Genomic DNA, 17,033 nt, shown 5'->3' with positions numbered 1-17,033 from the left:
CGCGGGCCACCGGCCCGTCCCACCAGGGCAGCACGGTGATCAGCGTGCCGCCCACCCGGCTGGACTGACCGTCCGTCACCACGCCCGCGTCGGCGAGTTCGGCCAGCCAGTCCGCGGTCTTCTCCCCGGCCGCGTTGAGCGCGTTCAGGTCATGGTTGCCCGAGCACACGATCACCCGGGTGGTCGCGGCCAACCGGCGCAGGGTCGCCCGCACGGCGGCGATCTGCGCCTCCGGCGCGACCGGCGCGGCCACCGAGAGCAGGTCACCGCCGAACACCAATGCGTCGTGCTCGGCGGCGCGGGTGAGCAGCCAATCGAACTGGCGCAGCGTGTAATGCAGGTCGGAGACCAACAGCAGGCTCATCGGCGTCCTCGGCAGTAGGACTCTCGGGTGCGGTGTGGCCCCGTCCGGGCGATACCGTCAACCGTGGCGACGACCCACCGTACCTTCGATGAGTACGTACCGCGCGGGGTGCTTCGCCACCTGGCGACCGAGCCGTTCCGCCCGGTGCGAACGGTGCCCGGCAGCATGTTGTTCGCCGACCTGTCCGGCTTCACCAAGCTCTCCGAGCGACTGCAGCGACGCGGTCCCGAGGGTGCCGAACTGCTCGTGAACACCGTCAACGGGGTCTTCGAACACCTGCTGCGGGTGGCCTACGACAACGGCGGCAGCCTGATCAAGTTCGGTGGCGACGCCCTGCTGTTGTTCTTCGAGGGCGAGCGGCACGCCGAACGCGCCTGCCGGTCGGCGTTCGGGATGCGGGAACGGCTCCGCACCGTCGGCCGGATCGAAGTGGCCGGCGTGCGTGGCACCCTGCGGATGACCGTCGGGGTGCATTCCGACGAGTTCCACTTCTTTTTGGTCGGCGAGTCGCACCTGGAGCACATGGTGCTCGGACCCGGCGCCAAGGGCACGGTGGACACCGAGGCGATCGCGGACAACGGCCAGATCGTGATCAGTGCCGCGACCGCGACGGCGATCCCGGCGCGGTGTGTGGGGGCGCCGGTGGGGAACGCGTTCCTGCTGCGGGCCGCGCCGATGGACAGCGACGTGGCGCTGATGGAGGAGTTGCGGCGTCCACCCGAGGAACTCATCCGCCGGGTGTTGTCCACCGCGGTGCGCGCCCACGTGATGGCCGGCCGGGCCCAGCCCGAGCACCGCCGCGCGTGCGTGGCCTTCCTGCAGTTCAAGGGCACCAACGACATGATCGCCACCGAGGGCCTCGACGCCACCGCGGCGGCCGTCGCTGAGTTGGTGACCGACGCGCAGCGGGCCGCGGACAAGTGGGAGATCTGCTTCCTGGACTCCGACATCGACGCCGACGGTGGGAAGCTGCTGTTCACCGCCGGCGTCCCCCGGGTGGTCGGCGAGGATGAGGAGCGCATGCTACTGGCGCTGCGGCAGATCCTCGACGGAGAAAGGCGATTGCCGATCCGCATCGGGGTCAACCGCGGCCCGGTGTTCACCGGCGAGATCGGCCCGCACTACCGGAGGGCCTACACCGTCATGGGCGACACCACGAACCTGGCGGCCCGGATCATGGGCAAGAGCCGCATCGGGGAACTGTGGGCGACCGCCGGGATTCTGGAGCGCTCCACCACCAAGTTCCAGACGGAAAAGCTGGAACCGTTCGCGGCCAAGGGCAAGGCGAAACCGGTGCAGGCCTGGTCGGTGGGTCCGCCGTTGCGCAAGCGCGGGTTGACCACCGACGACAGCCGGTTACCCCTGGTGGGCCGCGACGATCAGCTCGCGGTGCTCGGCAAGGCCGTGGCGGCAGCGGTCGACGGCCACGGCGGCGCGGTGGACGTGGTCGGTGAGGCGGGCACCGGCAAGTCCCGGTTGGTGGACGAGATCACCGCCGAGGGCATGACGCGCGTCCGTGCGGTCTGCGAGGCACAGCTGGGCGCGGTGCCGTTCGGCCTGTGGCACGACCTGCTGCCCGCCCTGCTCGGCTGTGCGGCCGAGGACGGCCCGGAGCAGGTGCTCGAGGTGCTGCGGGAACGGTGCGCCGCAGCCGACCTGACCGATTGGCTGCCCCTGATCGCCGAGGCCGCCGGGATCGACATCGAGCCCACCGACGCAACCCGCGACCTGCTGCCGCAGTTCCGCACCTCCCGGCTGCACGAGGTTGTGCTGAGCGTGCTGCAGCCGTTGCTGGACGCCCCCATGCTGATCGAGGTCGACGCCGCGCACGCCATCGACCAGGCCTCGGCCGGACTGCTCGAGGCGGTGACGGCGGAGCTGGGCCGCAGCCGGTGGCTGGTGCTGCTGCTGCGCCGCCCCGGTCCCAGCCGGCTGTCCGTGGAGGCGTGGACAGAGGTGGAGCGGGTACCGCTGGGCCCGTTGTCCGCGGCGGACACGCGTGCCCTGGCCCATGCCGCGACCGACGTGGCCCCGTTACCCCCACACGTGATCGCGGTAGCGGTGGCGCGCTCCGGCGGCAATCCGCAGTTCCTGCTGGACCTGCTGGCGGCCGGCACCGGCGAGCTGCCGGATTCGGCGGCGGCCGCCGCGCTGGCCCAGATCGATGCGCTGCCGCCCGACGAGCGGGACCTGATACGGCGCAGCAGCGTATTGGGCGCGGCCTTCCCGCCGGAGCTGGGGGCCAGGGTGCTGGATGTCCCCGAGGATGCCTGGGCCGCGCTCGGCGAGCTGATCGAACAGGCCCCGGACGGCCGGTTGCGGTTCTCCCGCACCGCGGTGCACGAGGCCGCCTACGCCTGTGTGCCCTACGCGCAACGACGGGCGTTGCACGCCGCGGTGGCCGAGGCGTTGGAGGACGGCCCCGCGGGCGCCCCCGATCCCGGCGTGCTGGCCGGTCACTACCGCCTCGCCGACATGCCCGATCGCGCCTACCCGCTGGCCCGCGCGGCGGCGGAGCGGGCGGTGGCCAGCGGCGCTCCGGCCGACGCAGCCGACCTGTATCGCGACGCGCTTGACTCCGGGCGGGAGGTGAAGGTGGCGTCCGCCGAGTTGTCGCTGGTCTGGGAGGGCCTCGGCGATGCGCTGCGGTTGGCCGCGGAGGGCGCCGGTGCGGAGCGTGCCTACCGCGAGGCACGTCGTGCGGCGGGGGCGGATCCCCTGCGTCAGGCACAACTGATTCATCGTCAGTCCCGATTGGCACAACGGGCGGGACATCCGGCGGCGGGCGTGCGGTGGGCCCGACGCGGGTTCCGCACGGTGGACGAGGTGGCCGGTTCGGCGGCGGTGGCCTGGCGGGCGCGGCTGTTGGCGGCGGAGGCGTCCAGCCGGATGGATCAGGGGCGCCGCCGCGAGGCCGCCCGGTTGTGCGAGCAGTCCCTGGAACTGGTCGGCCCGCGCACCGACGAACTCGCCGCGCGGGCCGCGGCACACGCCGCCTTCCTGCTGGACTGGGCGCTGGTCACCCTCGGCCGGCGCGCCGAGGCCACCCATTCCGCGCGGGCGCTGGAGATTTACGAGCGGTTGGGGGAGTGGGAGGACGCCTCCCACGTGCTCAACAACATGGGCATGTTCGCCTACTGGGAGGGCCGCTGGGACGATGCGGTCCGGCTGTACCGCGAGTGCGGGGAGTTGGCCGAGCGGATCGGTGACGAGGAGGTGCTGGCCACCTCCCGGGCCAACGTCGGGGAGGTGCTGGCCGATCAGGGCGACTGGGCGGGTGGCGCCGCAGCCCTGGGGGAGGCGCTGCGCATCTGGCGGGCGGCGGGCAACAGCGGCGGCGTCGGCTTCGCCCGCATGTTGTTGGGCCGCGCGGCCGCGCGGGCCGGCCGATTTGCCGAGGGCGTTGCCCAACTGGAGGCGGCGGTCAGCGAGCTGGCCGCACACGGCCTGGACGACGCGGTGGTGGCCGAGACCTACCTGGCCGAGGCGCTCGCCTACGCCGGCGACGTCGCCGCGGCGCAGATCCGCATCGACAAGCTGCGGACCCGCGACACCGGCGCCGAAGCACTGCTGCGGCGTTGCGCCGCACTGGTGGCGCCGAGCGCTGCCGAGCGGCGCGCCGGCCTGCTCGCCTCCGTCGCGGCCGCGCGGGCCGACGAATACCCCTACGACATCGCCATTGCGTTGGATCTGCTCGTGCAGGACGGCGACACCGACCCGGCGGTGCAGGCGGAACGCGACGAGCTGTGCGCCCGGTTGGGCATCACCCGCCTGTCACCTGCACCTGCGCTGCCGAGCTAGCCGAGCTAGCCGAGCGCCTTCGGGTCACGGCTGTTGGCCGGGACCTGGAACACGAACCGGACCACCCACCCGCCCTTACGGGGGATGACCTTGCGTTCCTGCACGCAGGGGCTAGCCGCACGCTTCTCGGCCGGGGCGATCGCCGCGCACTCGGGCAGCACACCGTCGAAGACTGCGTTGTGCCCGCCAAGTTGGTAGCCGTCGCGGGTGAGGAACCGGTACTGCGCCTCGAAGCAGATCTGTATCTTCTTCGACAGCGCCAGCGCCTTCTGGTAAGAGAGCTTGTGACGGGTAGTCAGCGTCCCCGTCTTGTGCCAGGTGGATCCGGCCAGTGCGTTGCGGAAGCCGAAGCTCACCCAGTCCGAGTTCATTTCCCGGTAGTTCGGACAGTCGGGTTTGGACCCACCCATCAGCGTGCCGAACAGTGTGGCTTTGCTGGCGCCTCCGTTGGCGGCAATCGAGAAGCGGCTGTCCGGGCCGGCCGGTGGCCGCACGAGGCAGAACCCGATCCTGGGGTTGCAGCTCGCGGTCGCGGTTCGGCCCACCTCGTTGCCGGTGACCTGCGTTGGGTTGGTGTTCGGGTTCGGGTCATTGCCGTTGTGGTGCCCGCCGGTCGGCGGCTGCGCGCCCGGTCCGGGGGTGGGTTCCGGCACCTGGGGACCGGGAGTTTCGCTCGGCGGCGCCTCACCGAAGGTGAACCTGATCATCGGGTCGCCGACCGCGGTCATGTGGAAATCGTGCCGTCGGGGCGGAGACTTGTGGGTCGAGGCGTGGTGGGCCGCGTCGCCGGTTGCAAAGATGGGACACGGCGCGCAACTGCTGCCGCCGCCGCCACCGGCGTCGGGGCCGCCGCCGCCACCGCCGAAGTACCCGGCGCCCCCGCCGCCACCGGCGTTGCACTTGGCGGCCGACCCCGGACAGGACGTGGCCGAGCCGTTCGCGCCGTCGCCCCCTTGGTCTTGACGTCCGTCCTCAGCACCCAAACCACCACCGGCGCCGGCGCCATCGGCCGCGACGGTGCCGCCGCCACCTGCGGTGCTGCCGGCCTTGGGGGTACCGGCGTGACCGTTTCCGGTGCCGGTCCCGGTCCAGGCACCGCCGGGTCCGCCGGCCTCGTTGAGACCGCCACCGCCGCCGCCCCCGCCGCCCGCCACCGCCAGCGGGATGTCCGGGTAGTTGCCGTAGGGAACGTCGCCGTCGGCCATGACATAGCTGCCCGAGCCGCCACCGCCAGCGGGACATACGCCGGATCCTGTCGGGGCAGAGCCACCCGTGCCGCCGACGACCTCGCCGTTCACTTGCCCGCCGCGACCTCCCCCGTCCTCCCCGCTGCCTCCGCTACATTCGAAGCTGTTGGTCTCGGCGGAGTCGCCGCGGTCGCCTACGTACAGGTCCAGGTCAGTGCCGCTTTCGGGGTCGAACCCGTCCAGGACGCCGGTAGCCGTGCCGGCGTTTCCGCCACCTGAGTCTTGCGCACCCGCGCCGCCCCGCCCGCCCACCATCTCGACCAGCGCCGACGCGAACCCGGGCGGTGTGTGGAAGTCGTGTTTCTGCCCGGGCTGAGCGAACGTGCAGATGATTTGGCTGCCATTGAGGGTTTGCGTCCCGTCGCCACACGCCCCATCGGCGGCGGCGCGATGGGCGCCCAAAGCGACCACTCCCGTCGCCGCCAACACGGCCGCGAGCCCGACAGCCAGGACCGGGTGGCGTCGAAAGGACGTCGGACGCTGGGCGGTGGCAGGGGACACGGCATACTCCCGGTGCTACAACGACTGAGTCCGGGTCAGAATCCCGCACTGCGGGGCGCGCGCCGGGGACGCCGCGCGGCGTGTCGGGCTGCCACTGGGCGCCGGGTCTTCATACGCGACCGGCCGGTCGATCAGCCCAATGCCTTGGGGTCCTGTCGGCCCTCCGGCACCCGGAACACCACCCGCACCGCCCAGTCGTCGTGCCAACGCAGTAGTCGTCGCTGCGAGACACACGGCGCAGCAAGATGGTTCAGCGCGGCGTAACGGTCGAGGTAGGTTCCGCACTCGGGGAGGATGCCGATCCAGTCGCCGTGCAGGTGGACCAGATGCCACCCGCGCCGCGGCACGAACGTGTACGGGGCCGCGAAGCAGATCTGAATCTCGTGCAGCAGGGCGAGTGCCTCGTCGTGCGACATCCGGTGCAGCACCGTCAGTCGCCCCGTCTTGCGCCACGTGCGACCGTCGTCGGCGTTGCGGAACCCGAAGCGCACGAAGTCGTGCACGGTCTCCCGATAGTTGGGGCAGTCCGGCCGCCGCCCGCTGTTCAACTTGGCGAACAGCCGCGCCTTCCCGGAGCCCCCGTGGGCGGTGATGCTGTACGCCGCGTCTGCGCCGGGCCCGGCGAACGCAGTGCACTCGGCACCGGAGTGGCAGCTCACGTTGGACGGGGTGTTGTTGTTCCCGCCGCCCCCGTCGGGCGGGAAGCCGGGGAACTCGTCATTGGGAGGGTTGCCGGGGCGGTTCGGGTTCGGCGGGGGATTCGTTGGCGGCGTGGGATAGCTGAGGTCGACCTCGCCGTCCGCGCCGGTGGCGGTCGCCCGGTACGGGCGGGCCACCGACTCGTCGCTGTCGGGGGCCGTGCACGACGTCGGCACGCCCTGCAGGAACCCGCAGCCGCCGCCCCCGCCGGAGTTCTTCCCGCCACCACCGCCGCCGACATACCCACCACCGCCACCGCCACCACCGGCGTTGCCGTAGCTCGCGTTCGCGCCGTTGCCGCCCACGCCGGCGCTGCCGGCGGTGGCGCCGGCCCCGCCGGCCCCGCCGCCGGTGTCCCCGCTGTGTCCGCCGTAGGAGCCGCCGCCGTTCCCGCCGGGGTGGTTGGTTCCGCCGCTGACGTAGCCGCCCGCGCCACCGTCGTTCGGGTTCGCGCTGATCCGGTGGGCCGCGGCCGGCACGGTGCGCCCGTCCACGCTCGACGTGGCGAATCCCCGGGTCACCACCTCGAGACTGGCCCCCTGACCGGCCCCGCCGCCGCCCCCGCCGGCCGCGGCCAGCGTTTGGTCCGGCGTGCCCGGCGCCGAACCGTGGGTCATCACGAAACTGCCGCCACCGCCGCCGCCGCCACCACCCGCGCAGCCGCTGCCCCCGGATCCACCGCCGCCGATGCCGGCACTGCCGCCTGTCACTGCGGTGCACGTGGCACGCAGCGTGTGCACCGAAGGAGCGGGAGCCTCACTCGGCGGTGCCGGGGCGTTCCCACCCCCTCCGCCGACGTAGACGTCCAGCGTGCTGGTCGGCGTGACAGTGAGCGTGCCGGTGGTGGTGCCGCCACCCCCGCCCGTGGTGTCGCCGCTACCGCTGCCGCCGGCGGCTCCGACCACCTTCACCGTGAGGCTGACGACCCCGGGCGGCACGAGGAACGGCTGCGCACCTGCCGCGGTGCGGAACACGCAGGTGGTGAGCCCTGCGTTGGTCGTGCACACCCCGTCGGCGCCCGCTCGCGGCGCGAATGTCACCACACCTGCGGTGGTCAGGGTGAGGGCCAGCGCCGGCGGCACGGCCCGGATACGCAGCAGGGTTCGGATGGAGGGCATCATGTGCTCCGGTGTCGCGACGGCTGAGCCTTAGTCAGAGTCCCGCACCTTGCCGCGCGCGCCGTGGACCCGCGCGAGCGTGTCGCGGGTGTTCGCGCCGAGGGGGGAGCCGAACCCGCACGTTCTTCGGACAATCGGCGCCGGGTATTGATAAGCGACCGGCCGGTCGATCAGCCCAATGCCTTGGGGTCACGGCTGTTGGCCGGCACCCGGAAGATGAACCGGACCACCCAGCCGCCCTTACGGGGCAGGACCTGACGGGAGGCCACGCAGGGCCGGGCCGTGCCGCGTACGGCGGGGCCGGCGACGGCTGGGCAGTCGGGGAGTACCCCATCGAAGACGCCGTTGCGGCCCCCGAGCTCGTAGCCGGGCCTGGTTTCGAAGCGGTACGGGGCCTCGAAGCAGACCTGCATCTTCCTCGACAGCGCGACGGCGCCGTCGGGCGACAGCTTGTGACGGGTGGTCAGCTTGGCGGTCTTCTGCCAGCTGGATCCGGCCAGTTCGTTGCGAAAGCCGAAGGCCACCCAGTCGGTGTTGATCTCTTTGTAGTTGGGGCAGTTCGGTCTGGACCCGCCCATCAGGGTGCCGAACAGCAGTGCGCGACTGTTGCCCCCGCGGGCGGTGACGGCGAACCGGCTGTCCGACCCGGCGGGTGGGCGTACGGTGCACACGCCGACGCGGGGGTTGCAGCTTGTCGTCGCCGTGCGGCTGGTCTCCGAGGCAGTCGGCTGTGTCGGGTTGGTGTTCGGGTTCGGGTCGTTGCCGCCGTGGTGCCCATCCGGCTCCGGGGCCGCGCCGGTGTCGCTGGGTGTGCCCGGCGTGCCCGGCGTGGCGCCGCCACCGGGTTGGGCGAAGGTCAGGGTGAACGTCACCGAGCCACCGATGGCCGTCGCCCGGAAGTGGGGACGCCGCTTGTGGTGGGCCGCGATTTCGACGAGGCCGCCCGGGCAGGCCGGCGGGGTTCCGGGCACAAAGCCGCAGCCGCCGCCACCACCGGCGTCGCCCGCACCGGCGCCGCCCGGGTTGGACCCGCCGCCACCACCACCGCGTGGGTAACCGGCCCCGCCGCCGCCGGCACCGTTGCAGGCAGGGTTGTCGCACGCCGTCCCGTCGCTGCCCGTGATGGTGGTGCCCGTCCGGCTGTCGCCGCGCTTGCCCTGGTTGGCCGAGCCCTGACCGTTACGGCTCCCGGTGTCGCCGGAAGAATCCGGACTGCCGCCACCTCGGCCACCGGCGTGGCCGGCGGCGGCGCCCCCACCACCGCCCGCCACCGCCAGTGGCGTGTCGGTCCCCGGCACCCCGTCCATGGCCATGACCCAGGTGGCGCCGCCACCGCCGGCACCGCCGCAAGTCCCGACACCACCGCCACCGCCGCCGAAGCCGCCCAACATGATGCCGCCGCTGCGGCCGCCGGCGCCGCCCGCGGCCTGACAGCTGGGCCCGTTCGACCCGCCGTCCTCGCCGACGTAGATGTCGAAGGTTCGGCCGTGGCTCAAATCGAGGTCGGTACTGGTGATTCCGCCGGGCCCGCCGGCCGTCGTGCCGGCGCCGTCCGCGCCGCCGGCCCCGCCGATCAATTCGACGTGCACGGCGCTGGCGCTGCCCGGGATCACCACGCGTTCCGGCTCATTGAACGTCGTGCAGGTGATTGTGGTCCCGGACTGATCGCAGTCCTGAACCGGCACCACGGCCGCGTGGCCCGACACCGCGGAGACGCCGCCGGCGGTCAGCGCGACGGCGAGTAGGACGGCACGCATAGCTGCACTCCCGGGGCTGGGGCGTCTGAATCGGGTTCAGATTCCCGGGTCGGGGGTCGCAGGCGGTGCAACCACGATGCGTGTCGCGCTGGTGCCGGGGGCGGGATTCGAACCCGCACGTCCTTTTCGGGACAGATGGGTTTGAGCCATCCGCGTCTGCCATTCCGCCACCCCGGCCGGAGCGCAGGCAGTGTATCGAGACCCGGCCGTAGGGTTGACCCATGACCGACAACGCCCGCCGCGTGGTGATCGCCGAGGACGAAGCCCTCATCCGCATGGACCTTCGGGAGATGCTGGAGGAGGAGGGCTACACGGTGGTCGCCGAGGCCGGCGACGGGCAGGCCGCGGTCGAGGCCGTCGAGGAGCACAAGCCCGACCTCGTCATCCTCGACGTGAAGATGCCGATCCTGGACGGCATCACCGCGGCCGAGCAGATCGTGGCCAAGCGCGGCGCCGCGGTGGTCATGCTCACCGCCTTCTCCCAACGCGAGTTGGTCACCCGCGCCCGGGACGCCGGCGCCATGGCCTATCTGGTCAAGCCGTTCACCAAGAACGATCTGATGCCCGCGATCGAGATGGCCCTGTCTCGCCACACGGAGATCGTCACCCTCGAGCACGAGGTCAGCGGACTGGGCGAACGGCTGGAGATCCGCAAGCTTGTCGACCGAGCAAAGGGAATTTTGCAGACCAAGTACGGAATGAGTGAACCCGATGCATTCCGGTGGATTCAGAAGGCCTCGATGGACCGTCGGATGACGATGAAACAGGTCGCAGAAGTGATCGTTGAAGACGCAGCTACAGATTCCACCAAGAACACGGAATCAAGCGTCTGACCTGCGCGGAACGGCGGCGCGGGGAAGAAGATCACGAAGCGGCCACGGGTTGCGCACTCTTCTGAAAGCTTTGCTCGTATTCCGGCGTACTCCATTAGGTTCGGCGAATCAACTGCGGGCATCTCGCGCCGGTTCTTTCCACGGCTGCCCCGACCTCCATCCCTGAAGGAGATCGACCTCATGGCACGTGCCATTCCCGCGGCCCGGACCTTGGCGATCATCGCCGCGGCCGGCCTCACGCTGACCGCGTGCGGCGGCGGCAAGAGCAACAGCGCGCAGCCGAGTTCCACGCCGTCCACCGTGACGCACACCGGTGACGGCACGCTGAAGCTGGGCACCCTGCTCCCGGAAACGGGCAACCTGCAGATCCTCGGCCCGCCTCAGGTGGCCGGTGTGAAGCTGGCGCTGAAGGACATCAACGACAACGGCGGTGTGCTCGGCAAGCCGGTCGAGCTCGTCGAGTCCGACTCCGGTGACACCAAGACCGACATCGCCTCGCAGTCGGTCAACCGGCTGCTGAACGAGAACGTCGACGCGATCATCGGCGCCGCCTCGTCCTCGGTGACGCTGACCGTCATCGACAAGATCACCGGCTCCGGCGTGCTGCAGGTCTCCGGTTCCAACACCTCGACCACGCTGTCCACCTACCCGGACCACGGTCTGTACTGGCGCACCGCGCCCTCGGACATCTACCAGGGTCGGGTGGTCGGCGAGACCGCGCTGGACGACGGCGCCCAGACCCTCGGCATCCTCGCCCTGCAGGACGCCTACGGCACCAGCCTGGCCGACCAGGCCGCCAAGGCCTTCACCGACGGCGGCGGCACGGTCAAGGAGAAGATCATCTACGACCCGACCGCCAGCGAGTTCTCCGCCGAGGTCGGTCGGATCAAGGCCGCCAACCCCGACGCGATCGCGCTGATCGGGTTCGACGAGTCCGCCAAGATCCTCGACGAGATGATCAAGGAGGGGCTGCTCCCGTTGAGTTCCTCGGGCAAGAAGCTGTACATGGTCGACGGCAACATGTCGAACACCATCGCGGTGAAGGCCGGCGCGCTGGAGGGCATCAAGGGCACCATCCCCGGCTCCAAGCCGACCACGGACTTCCAGAACCGCCTCAAGCAGTTCGACCCGAACCTGAAGGACTACTCCTACGCAGGTGAGGCCTATGACGCGGTCACCCTGGCCGCGCTGGCGGCCGAGGAGGCCAAGAGCGACAACGGCGTGGACATCGCCAAGCACCTACAGGACGTCAGCGAGAGCGGCACCAAGTGCACGTCCTTCAAGGACTGCGACGCGCTGATCAAGGCCGGCACCGACGTCGACTACGACGGCCAGTCCGGCCCGATCGAGTTCGACGCCAACGGTGACCCGAGCCAGGCCTCCATGGGCATCTACCAGTTCGGCCCGGACAACCAGTACAAGCCGCTGAAGTTCGTCTCCGGTCCGGTCAGCGGTACTGGCTCGACAACCAGCAGCACCGGCTCGTCCAGCTCGACCAGCACCTCCTCGCCGTCGCCGTCGTCCTCGCCGTCGGCCTCGCCGTCGGCGACCAGCGACTCCGACGAGTACGGATCCGACGACACCGGCAGCTCCACCGCCTCCCCGTCGGCCACGTCGACGTCCAGCTCGCAGTAGTTGCCCCGTAGCGTCCGAAGAACAGTGTCCGCGCACCCACACTTCTTCGGACGCAAGCTGGTTGGGGCGACTCAGGCGCGGGCCAGAGTGCCGAGGTACAGCTCGATCACCTTCGGGTCGTTGATCAACGACTTGCCGGTGCCGGTGTGCGCGTTGCGGCCGTTGTCCAGCACGTAGCCGCGGTCGCAGATCTGCAGGCAGCGCCGGGCGTTCTGCTCGACCATCACCACGGTCACCCCGGTGCGCTGAATGCGCTTGGTGCGGATGAACACCTCGTCCTGCAGGGCGGGCGAAAGTCCGGCGGAGGGTTCATCGAGCAGCAACACGCTGGGGGAGGGCATCAGGGCCCGGGCCATCGCCACCATTTGCCGCTCCCCGCCGGACAGCGACCCCGCGCGCTGCTTGCGGCGGGCGGCCAGCGCCGGGAACAACTCGCTGACGTGCGCGAACCGCGACTTGAACTGACGTGGACTCAGGTAGACGCCCATCTGCAGGTTTTCCTCGATGGTCAGGCTGGGGAACACGTTGTTGGTCTGGGGCACGAAACCCACGCCGCGCTTCACCAGTTTGTTCGCGGGCAGCCCGGTGATGTCCTCCCCGCGCAGCGTCACCGTCCCCTCGCGCACCGGCACCAGCCCGAACAACGCCTTGAGCAATGTGGACTTGCCCGCACCGTTCGGTCCGATGATGGCGACCAATTCGCCCTCGGCGGCGTGCAGATCGGTGCCGTTGAGGATGTTCACTTCGGGCAGGTAGCCCGCGACGATGCCCTGTGCGCGCAGCAGCGCGCCGTCAGCTACCTCCACCGGACGACCCCTCCTCGGGCATGTCGCTGACCAAGGGCGCCTCGGCCTCGGCGACCATGATCTCCTCGGCCGCGGCCAACCGCTCCTCCTCTTCCTCGATGGACAGCGGGGCGTCGTGGTGTGCGCCCAGGTAGGCGTCGATCACGCGCTCGTCGGCCATGACCGTGGCGGGTGGGCCCTCGGCGACGATGCTGCCCGCGGCCATCACGATGGCCCAGTCCGCGATGTGCCGGACCACGTCCATGTCGTGTTCGACAAAGACCACGGTCATGCCCTCGTCGCGCAGCGCGCGCACGTGGTCGAGCAGGCTCTGCGCGAGTGCGGGGTTCACCCCGGCCATCGGTTCGTCGAGCATGACCAGGCGCGGGGAGGTCATCAGAGCGCGGGCCATCTCCAGCAGCTTGCGTTGCCCACCGGACAGGGTGCCCGCGTGGTCGTGGGCCACCCGGGCCAGGTTGAACCGGTCCAGCAGGCTCATCGCGCGGGCGGTGATCGCGGTTTCCTGACGCCGCCACAGCGGACTGGCCATGGCCGCCCACAGCGATTCGCCGCGCTGCCCACCCGCACCGAGGCGCATGTTGTCCAGCACGGTGAGCTTGGCCAGGGCCTTGGTCAGTTGGAAGGTGCGCACCATGCCGGCCCGGGCCACCCGGTGCGGCGGCAGGCCGCTGATCACCCGCTTCTCGAAGGTCCAGGCGCCGGCCTCGGCCCGGTCGAACCCGGTGAGCAGGTTGAACAGCGTGGTCTTGCCCGCGCCGTTGGGCCCGATCAGCGCGGTGATCGAGTTGCGCTGCACCTCCAGGTGCGCGACGTTCACCGCGGTCAGACCGCCGAACTGACGCACCACCGAGTCGGCCACCAGGATCGGGTCGGGCTTGCGCGAACCGGGTTCGGCCGCGGTGCCGGACAACGCGTCCATGGCCACCGCATGCGGGTCCGACCGCACGTGCGGGACAGCGGGCAGGTCATCGGGCGTCAAGAGCGATCTCCTTCTTGTCCCCGAAGATCCCCTGCGGTCGGAACACCACGAGCAGCACCAACCCGAGGCCGACCAGCATGAAGCGCACCTCACCGACCTGGGTGCTCTGCAGGATCGAGGTGGAGATGTGCCCGGTGCCGACGGCCTGGCGCAGCGCGTTGTCGCTGAACGCGAGCAGCGTCCACAGGATCATCGCGCCGACCACCGGCCCGAGCACCCGCGCGGCGCCGCCGAGGATCAGCACCACGTAGGCGAGGAACGTGGTCTCGGTGCCGTACAGGTCCGGCTGCACCGAGCCCTTGCCCAGCGCCGCGACGAACCCGCCCAGCGAGCCGATCAAGCCACCTATCACCAGGGCCTGCATCTTGTAGGCGTAGACGTTCTTGCCGAGGCTGCGCACGGCGTCCTCGTCCTCGCGGATGGCTTTGAGCACCCGGCCCCAGGGACTACGCATGAGCAGCCAGACCACCAGACAGGACAGCACGACCAACGCCCAGCCGACGGAGATCACCCAGAACTCGCGGGCGTCGAAGTCCACCGACCCGATGCCGTAGCGGTGGGTGTCCGGGTACGGGTTCATCGTGAAGAACCCGGCGGAGAACTGCTGCAAGCCATCGGTGCCGCCGAGCTTGTCCTCCAGCGACACCGAGCGGGCGATCAGCCGGATGATCTCCGCCGCGGCGATGGTGACGATGGCCAGATAGTCCGCGCGCAGGCGCAGCGTGGGGATGCCCAGCAGGATGGCCAGCACCACGGACAGGCCCAGGCCGATCGCGATGCCCGCCCAGAACGGCAGGCCGTAGGTGGCCACCGATACCGCGAGGCCGTAGGCGCCCATGGCCAGGAACGCGGACTGGCCGAAGTTCAGCAGGCCCGCGTAGCCGAAGTGCACGTTGAGCCCGATCGCGGCCAGCGCGAAGTACACCGCGTCGATGCCGACGGTGGCCTCGAGGGAGTTGGTGAGGATGCTGCTCCAGTCCATGTCCTCACCCGATCCGTTCGCGCAGGCCCAGGATGCCCTGCGGGCGCACCAGCAGGATCACGATGAGCGCGCCCAGCGCGCCGACGTTCTTCAGCTCGGGGGACACCCACAGCGTGGAGAGCTGGATGCCAATGCCGATCACCAAACTGCCCAGCACCGCGCCGAACGCGGTGCCCAACCCGCCCAGGGTGACCGCGGCGAAAATCAGCAGCAGGATGTTCTGACCCATCTGGAATTGCACCTGCTGGGCCAGCCCGAGCAGGATCCCGGACAAGCCGGCCAACGCGCCGCCGACCGTCCACACGGTGCGGATGACCCGGTTGACGTCAATGCCGGATGCCGCGGCCAACGCTGGGTTGTCCGCGACCGCGCGGGTTGCCTTGCCCAGCTTGGTGCGGGCCAGCGCCACGATCACCACGATCAGGGCCAGCACGGCGACGCCCATGCTCCAGTAGTCGCGCGGGGCCAGCGCAATGGGCAGCGGGCCGGGCTTGACCGCCACCTGGCCGCGGTAGTCGGTGTAGGCGTCGTTATCGCCGCCGTAGAAGTACAGGAAGATGTAGCGGACCAGCAGGGCCAGGCCGATCGAGGCGATCATCATGGCCAGCAGCCCGGTGCCGCGTTTGCGCAACTGTCCCCAGAACAGGGCGTCCTGCGCCCATCCGGTGGCCCCGCAGATGGCCACCGCCAGCGCGGCGGCGCCGATCAACTGGATGCCGTGCGTCACGTTGAGCCAGAAGGCGATCAGCGCGCCGTAGGTGACCAACTCGCCGTGGGCGAAGTTGACCAGACCGGTGGTGCCGTAAATCAGCGACAGGCCGACTGCGGCCAGCGAAAGGATCAGCCCGAAGCGCAATCCCTCGGCGATCAGCTGCGCGGTGCGGTTGGTGCTGTCGTGGAAGACCTTGGCCGTGCCGGACCCACTGAGCAGGAACAGCTGCGGCTTCTGCTGGTCGGAGATGACCTGCTTGGTCACCGTGGCCAGGCTCGGATCCTGCAGCTTCTCCCCGGCGGGCAGGGAGCTGGTGTCCAGGCTGATCTTGTACGTGCCCCCGCCGGGCAACGGCACGGCCCAACTACCGTCGGCACCGGTGCGCACGTCGCCGATCGGTTTGTCGTCGGTCGTGGTCACCACGATGCGGACGTTGGCGATCGGCTTGCCGTCGTCGACCAACCGGCCGTGCACGTCCTCGTTGGCGGCCATCGCCCGGCCCGCACCGAGCGTCGCGAGGGCCAGCAGCGCCGCGACAAGCGTCACCAGCACAGCGGCGGTCCTGCGAAGCACCTGACCGGCCTCCCCATGCCGTCGGCGACTGCATCCGCGATCAAGAAAACGTCCTTGATCGCGGACTTTAGCTGCGGCCGGGCGCCAACGGGCGACAACAGGCGGAGGTTTGCGGCATCGAGATCCGGCCGTCGGCGGGCGCTGTCGGGGCCGGCGCCTAGTATCGCGCCCGTGGAGGCTGGGCGGTTATTGCTGCTGGACGGGCACTCGCTGGCCTACCGCGCCTTCTACGCGCTGCCCGTGGAGAATTTCTCCACCACCACCGGGGCGCCGACCAACGCCGTGTACGGCTTCACCTCGATGCTGATCAACACGTTGCGCGACGAGGCGCCCACGCACATGGCGGTGTGTTTCGACGTCTCCCGGGCCACGTTCCGCTCCGAGGCGTTCCCGCAGTACAAGGCCAACCGCACCTCCACGCCGGACGATTTCCGCCCCCAGGTCTCGCTGATCCGGGAGGTGCTCGACGCGTTGCGGGTGCCGGTGCTCGCGGTGGACGGCTACGAGGCCGACGACGTGATCGCCACGCTGGCGGTGGCCGCCGAGGCGGCCGGTTACCAGGTGCTGATCCTCAGCGGTGACCGGGACGCCTTCCAGTTGGTCTCGGACAACGTCACGGTGCTGTACCCCAAGCGTGGGGTCTCCGAGCTATCCCGGATGGACCCGGCAGCGGTGCAGGAACGCTATGACCTGACGCCGACTCAGTACCCGGATTTCGCCGCGCTGCGCGGGGATCCCTCGGACAACCTGCCCTCGATCCCGGGTGTGGGGGAGAAGACCGCGGCCAAGTGGGTCCGCGAGTTCGGCTCCCTGGCGGAGCTGACCCTGCGGGTCGACGAGGTGAAGGGCAAGGCCGGCGACGCGTTACGGGCGCACCTGTCCGCGGTGCTGCTCAACCGGCAGCTCACCGAGCTGCGTCGGGACGTACCGCTGGACCTCGGGCCGGACGACCTGAAGCTGCGTGCCTGGGACCGCGACGAGGTGCACGCGGTGTTCGACACCCTGCAGTTCCGCGTGCTGCGCGAG

Annotated in this window: 12 protein-coding genes and 1 tRNA gene; 4 read left to right on the top strand and 9 right to left on the bottom strand. The window is 70.6% G+C overall.

Annotated elements, in window-relative coordinates; genetic code table 11:
• Positions 1-364, bottom strand: a 364-nt coding sequence (locus VGJ14_18105) for a metallophosphoesterase (GenBank protein ID HEY2834341.1), incomplete at its 3' end; no start/stop codon positions are given.
• 63 nt (positions 365-427) lie between these two features.
• Here VGJ14_18105 and VGJ14_18100 point away from each other — a divergent pair.
• Positions 428-4,165, top strand: coding sequence for an adenylate/guanylate cyclase domain-containing protein (locus VGJ14_18100; GenBank protein ID HEY2834340.1), 3,738 nt, complete (start codon positions 428-430; stop codon positions 4,163-4,165).
• Positions 4,166-4,170: 5 nt separating this feature from the next.
• Here the strand turns inward: VGJ14_18100 and VGJ14_18095 are convergent, their stop codons facing one another.
• From VGJ14_18095 to VGJ14_18080, 4 genes are all read right to left on the bottom strand, one after another.
• Positions 4,171-5,370, bottom strand: coding sequence for a hypothetical protein (locus VGJ14_18095; GenBank protein HEY2834339.1), 1,200 nt, complete (start codon positions 5,368-5,370; stop codon positions 4,171-4,173).
• A 674-nt stretch (positions 5,371-6,044) separates the two neighbouring features.
• Positions 6,045-7,730: a hypothetical protein gene (locus VGJ14_18090; GenBank protein ID HEY2834338.1), complete on the bottom strand. Its 1,686-nt coding sequence runs from the start codon at positions 7,728-7,730 to the stop codon at positions 6,045-6,047.
• A 170-nt stretch (positions 7,731-7,900) separates the two neighbouring features.
• Entirely contained in the window at positions 7,901-9,487 is a 1,587-nt protein-coding gene (locus VGJ14_18085; protein HEY2834337.1) for a hypothetical protein, read from the bottom strand.
• Between the two features lie 89 nt (positions 9,488-9,576).
• Positions 9,577-9,664 (bottom strand) — tRNA-Leu (locus VGJ14_18080).
• Between the two features lie 44 nt (positions 9,665-9,708).
• On the opposite strand from VGJ14_18080, the gene VGJ14_18075 reads away from it, so the two are divergent.
• Both VGJ14_18075 and VGJ14_18070 read left to right on the top strand, forming a co-directional pair.
• Entirely contained in the window at positions 9,709-10,320 is a 612-nt protein-coding gene (locus tag VGJ14_18075) for a response regulator (protein HEY2834336.1), read from the top strand.
• Between the two features lie 180 nt (positions 10,321-10,500).
• Positions 10,501-11,955 (top strand): ABC transporter substrate-binding protein, encoded by a 1,455-nt coding sequence (locus tag VGJ14_18070; GenBank protein HEY2834335.1) that lies wholly within the window; start codon positions 10,501-10,503, stop codon positions 11,953-11,955.
• A 71-nt stretch (positions 11,956-12,026) separates the two neighbouring features.
• Here the strand turns inward: VGJ14_18070 and VGJ14_18065 are convergent, their stop codons facing one another.
• Genes VGJ14_18065 through VGJ14_18050 form a run of 4 tightly spaced genes read right to left on the bottom strand, consistent with a single transcriptional unit; the run spans position 12,027 to position 16,007 of the window.
• Positions 12,027-12,761, bottom strand: coding sequence for an ABC transporter ATP-binding protein (locus VGJ14_18065; GenBank protein ID HEY2834334.1), 735 nt, complete (start codon positions 12,759-12,761; stop codon positions 12,027-12,029).
• On the bottom strand, positions 12,748-13,740 hold the full coding sequence (locus VGJ14_18060; GenBank protein ID HEY2834333.1) for an ABC transporter ATP-binding protein: 993 nt from the start codon (positions 13,738-13,740) through the stop codon (positions 12,748-12,750). The genes VGJ14_18065 and VGJ14_18060 overlap by 14 nt, the downstream gene beginning before the upstream one ends.
• Entirely contained in the window at positions 13,727-14,722 is a 996-nt protein-coding gene (locus VGJ14_18055; protein HEY2834332.1) for a branched-chain amino acid ABC transporter permease, read from the bottom strand. The genes VGJ14_18060 and VGJ14_18055 overlap by 14 nt, the downstream gene beginning before the upstream one ends.
• A gap of 4 nt (positions 14,723-14,726) precedes the next feature.
• Entirely contained in the window at positions 14,727-16,007 is a 1,281-nt protein-coding gene (locus VGJ14_18050; GenBank protein HEY2834331.1) for a branched-chain amino acid ABC transporter permease, read from the bottom strand.
• 171 nt (positions 16,008-16,178) lie between these two features.
• Between VGJ14_18050 and VGJ14_18045 the strand changes: the two genes are divergently transcribed.
• The coding region (locus VGJ14_18045; protein HEY2834330.1) for a 5'-3' exonuclease H3TH domain-containing protein at positions 16,179-17,033 on the top strand (855 nt) is incomplete at its 3' end.

It is taken from the genome of Sporichthyaceae bacterium, from assembly GCA_036493475.1.
Taxonomy (GTDB): Bacteria; Actinomycetota; Actinomycetes; order Sporichthyales; family Sporichthyaceae; genus DASQPJ01.
Note: the sequence above shows the minus strand (reverse complement) of the source record. Positions and strands in the feature narration are given on the sequence as shown.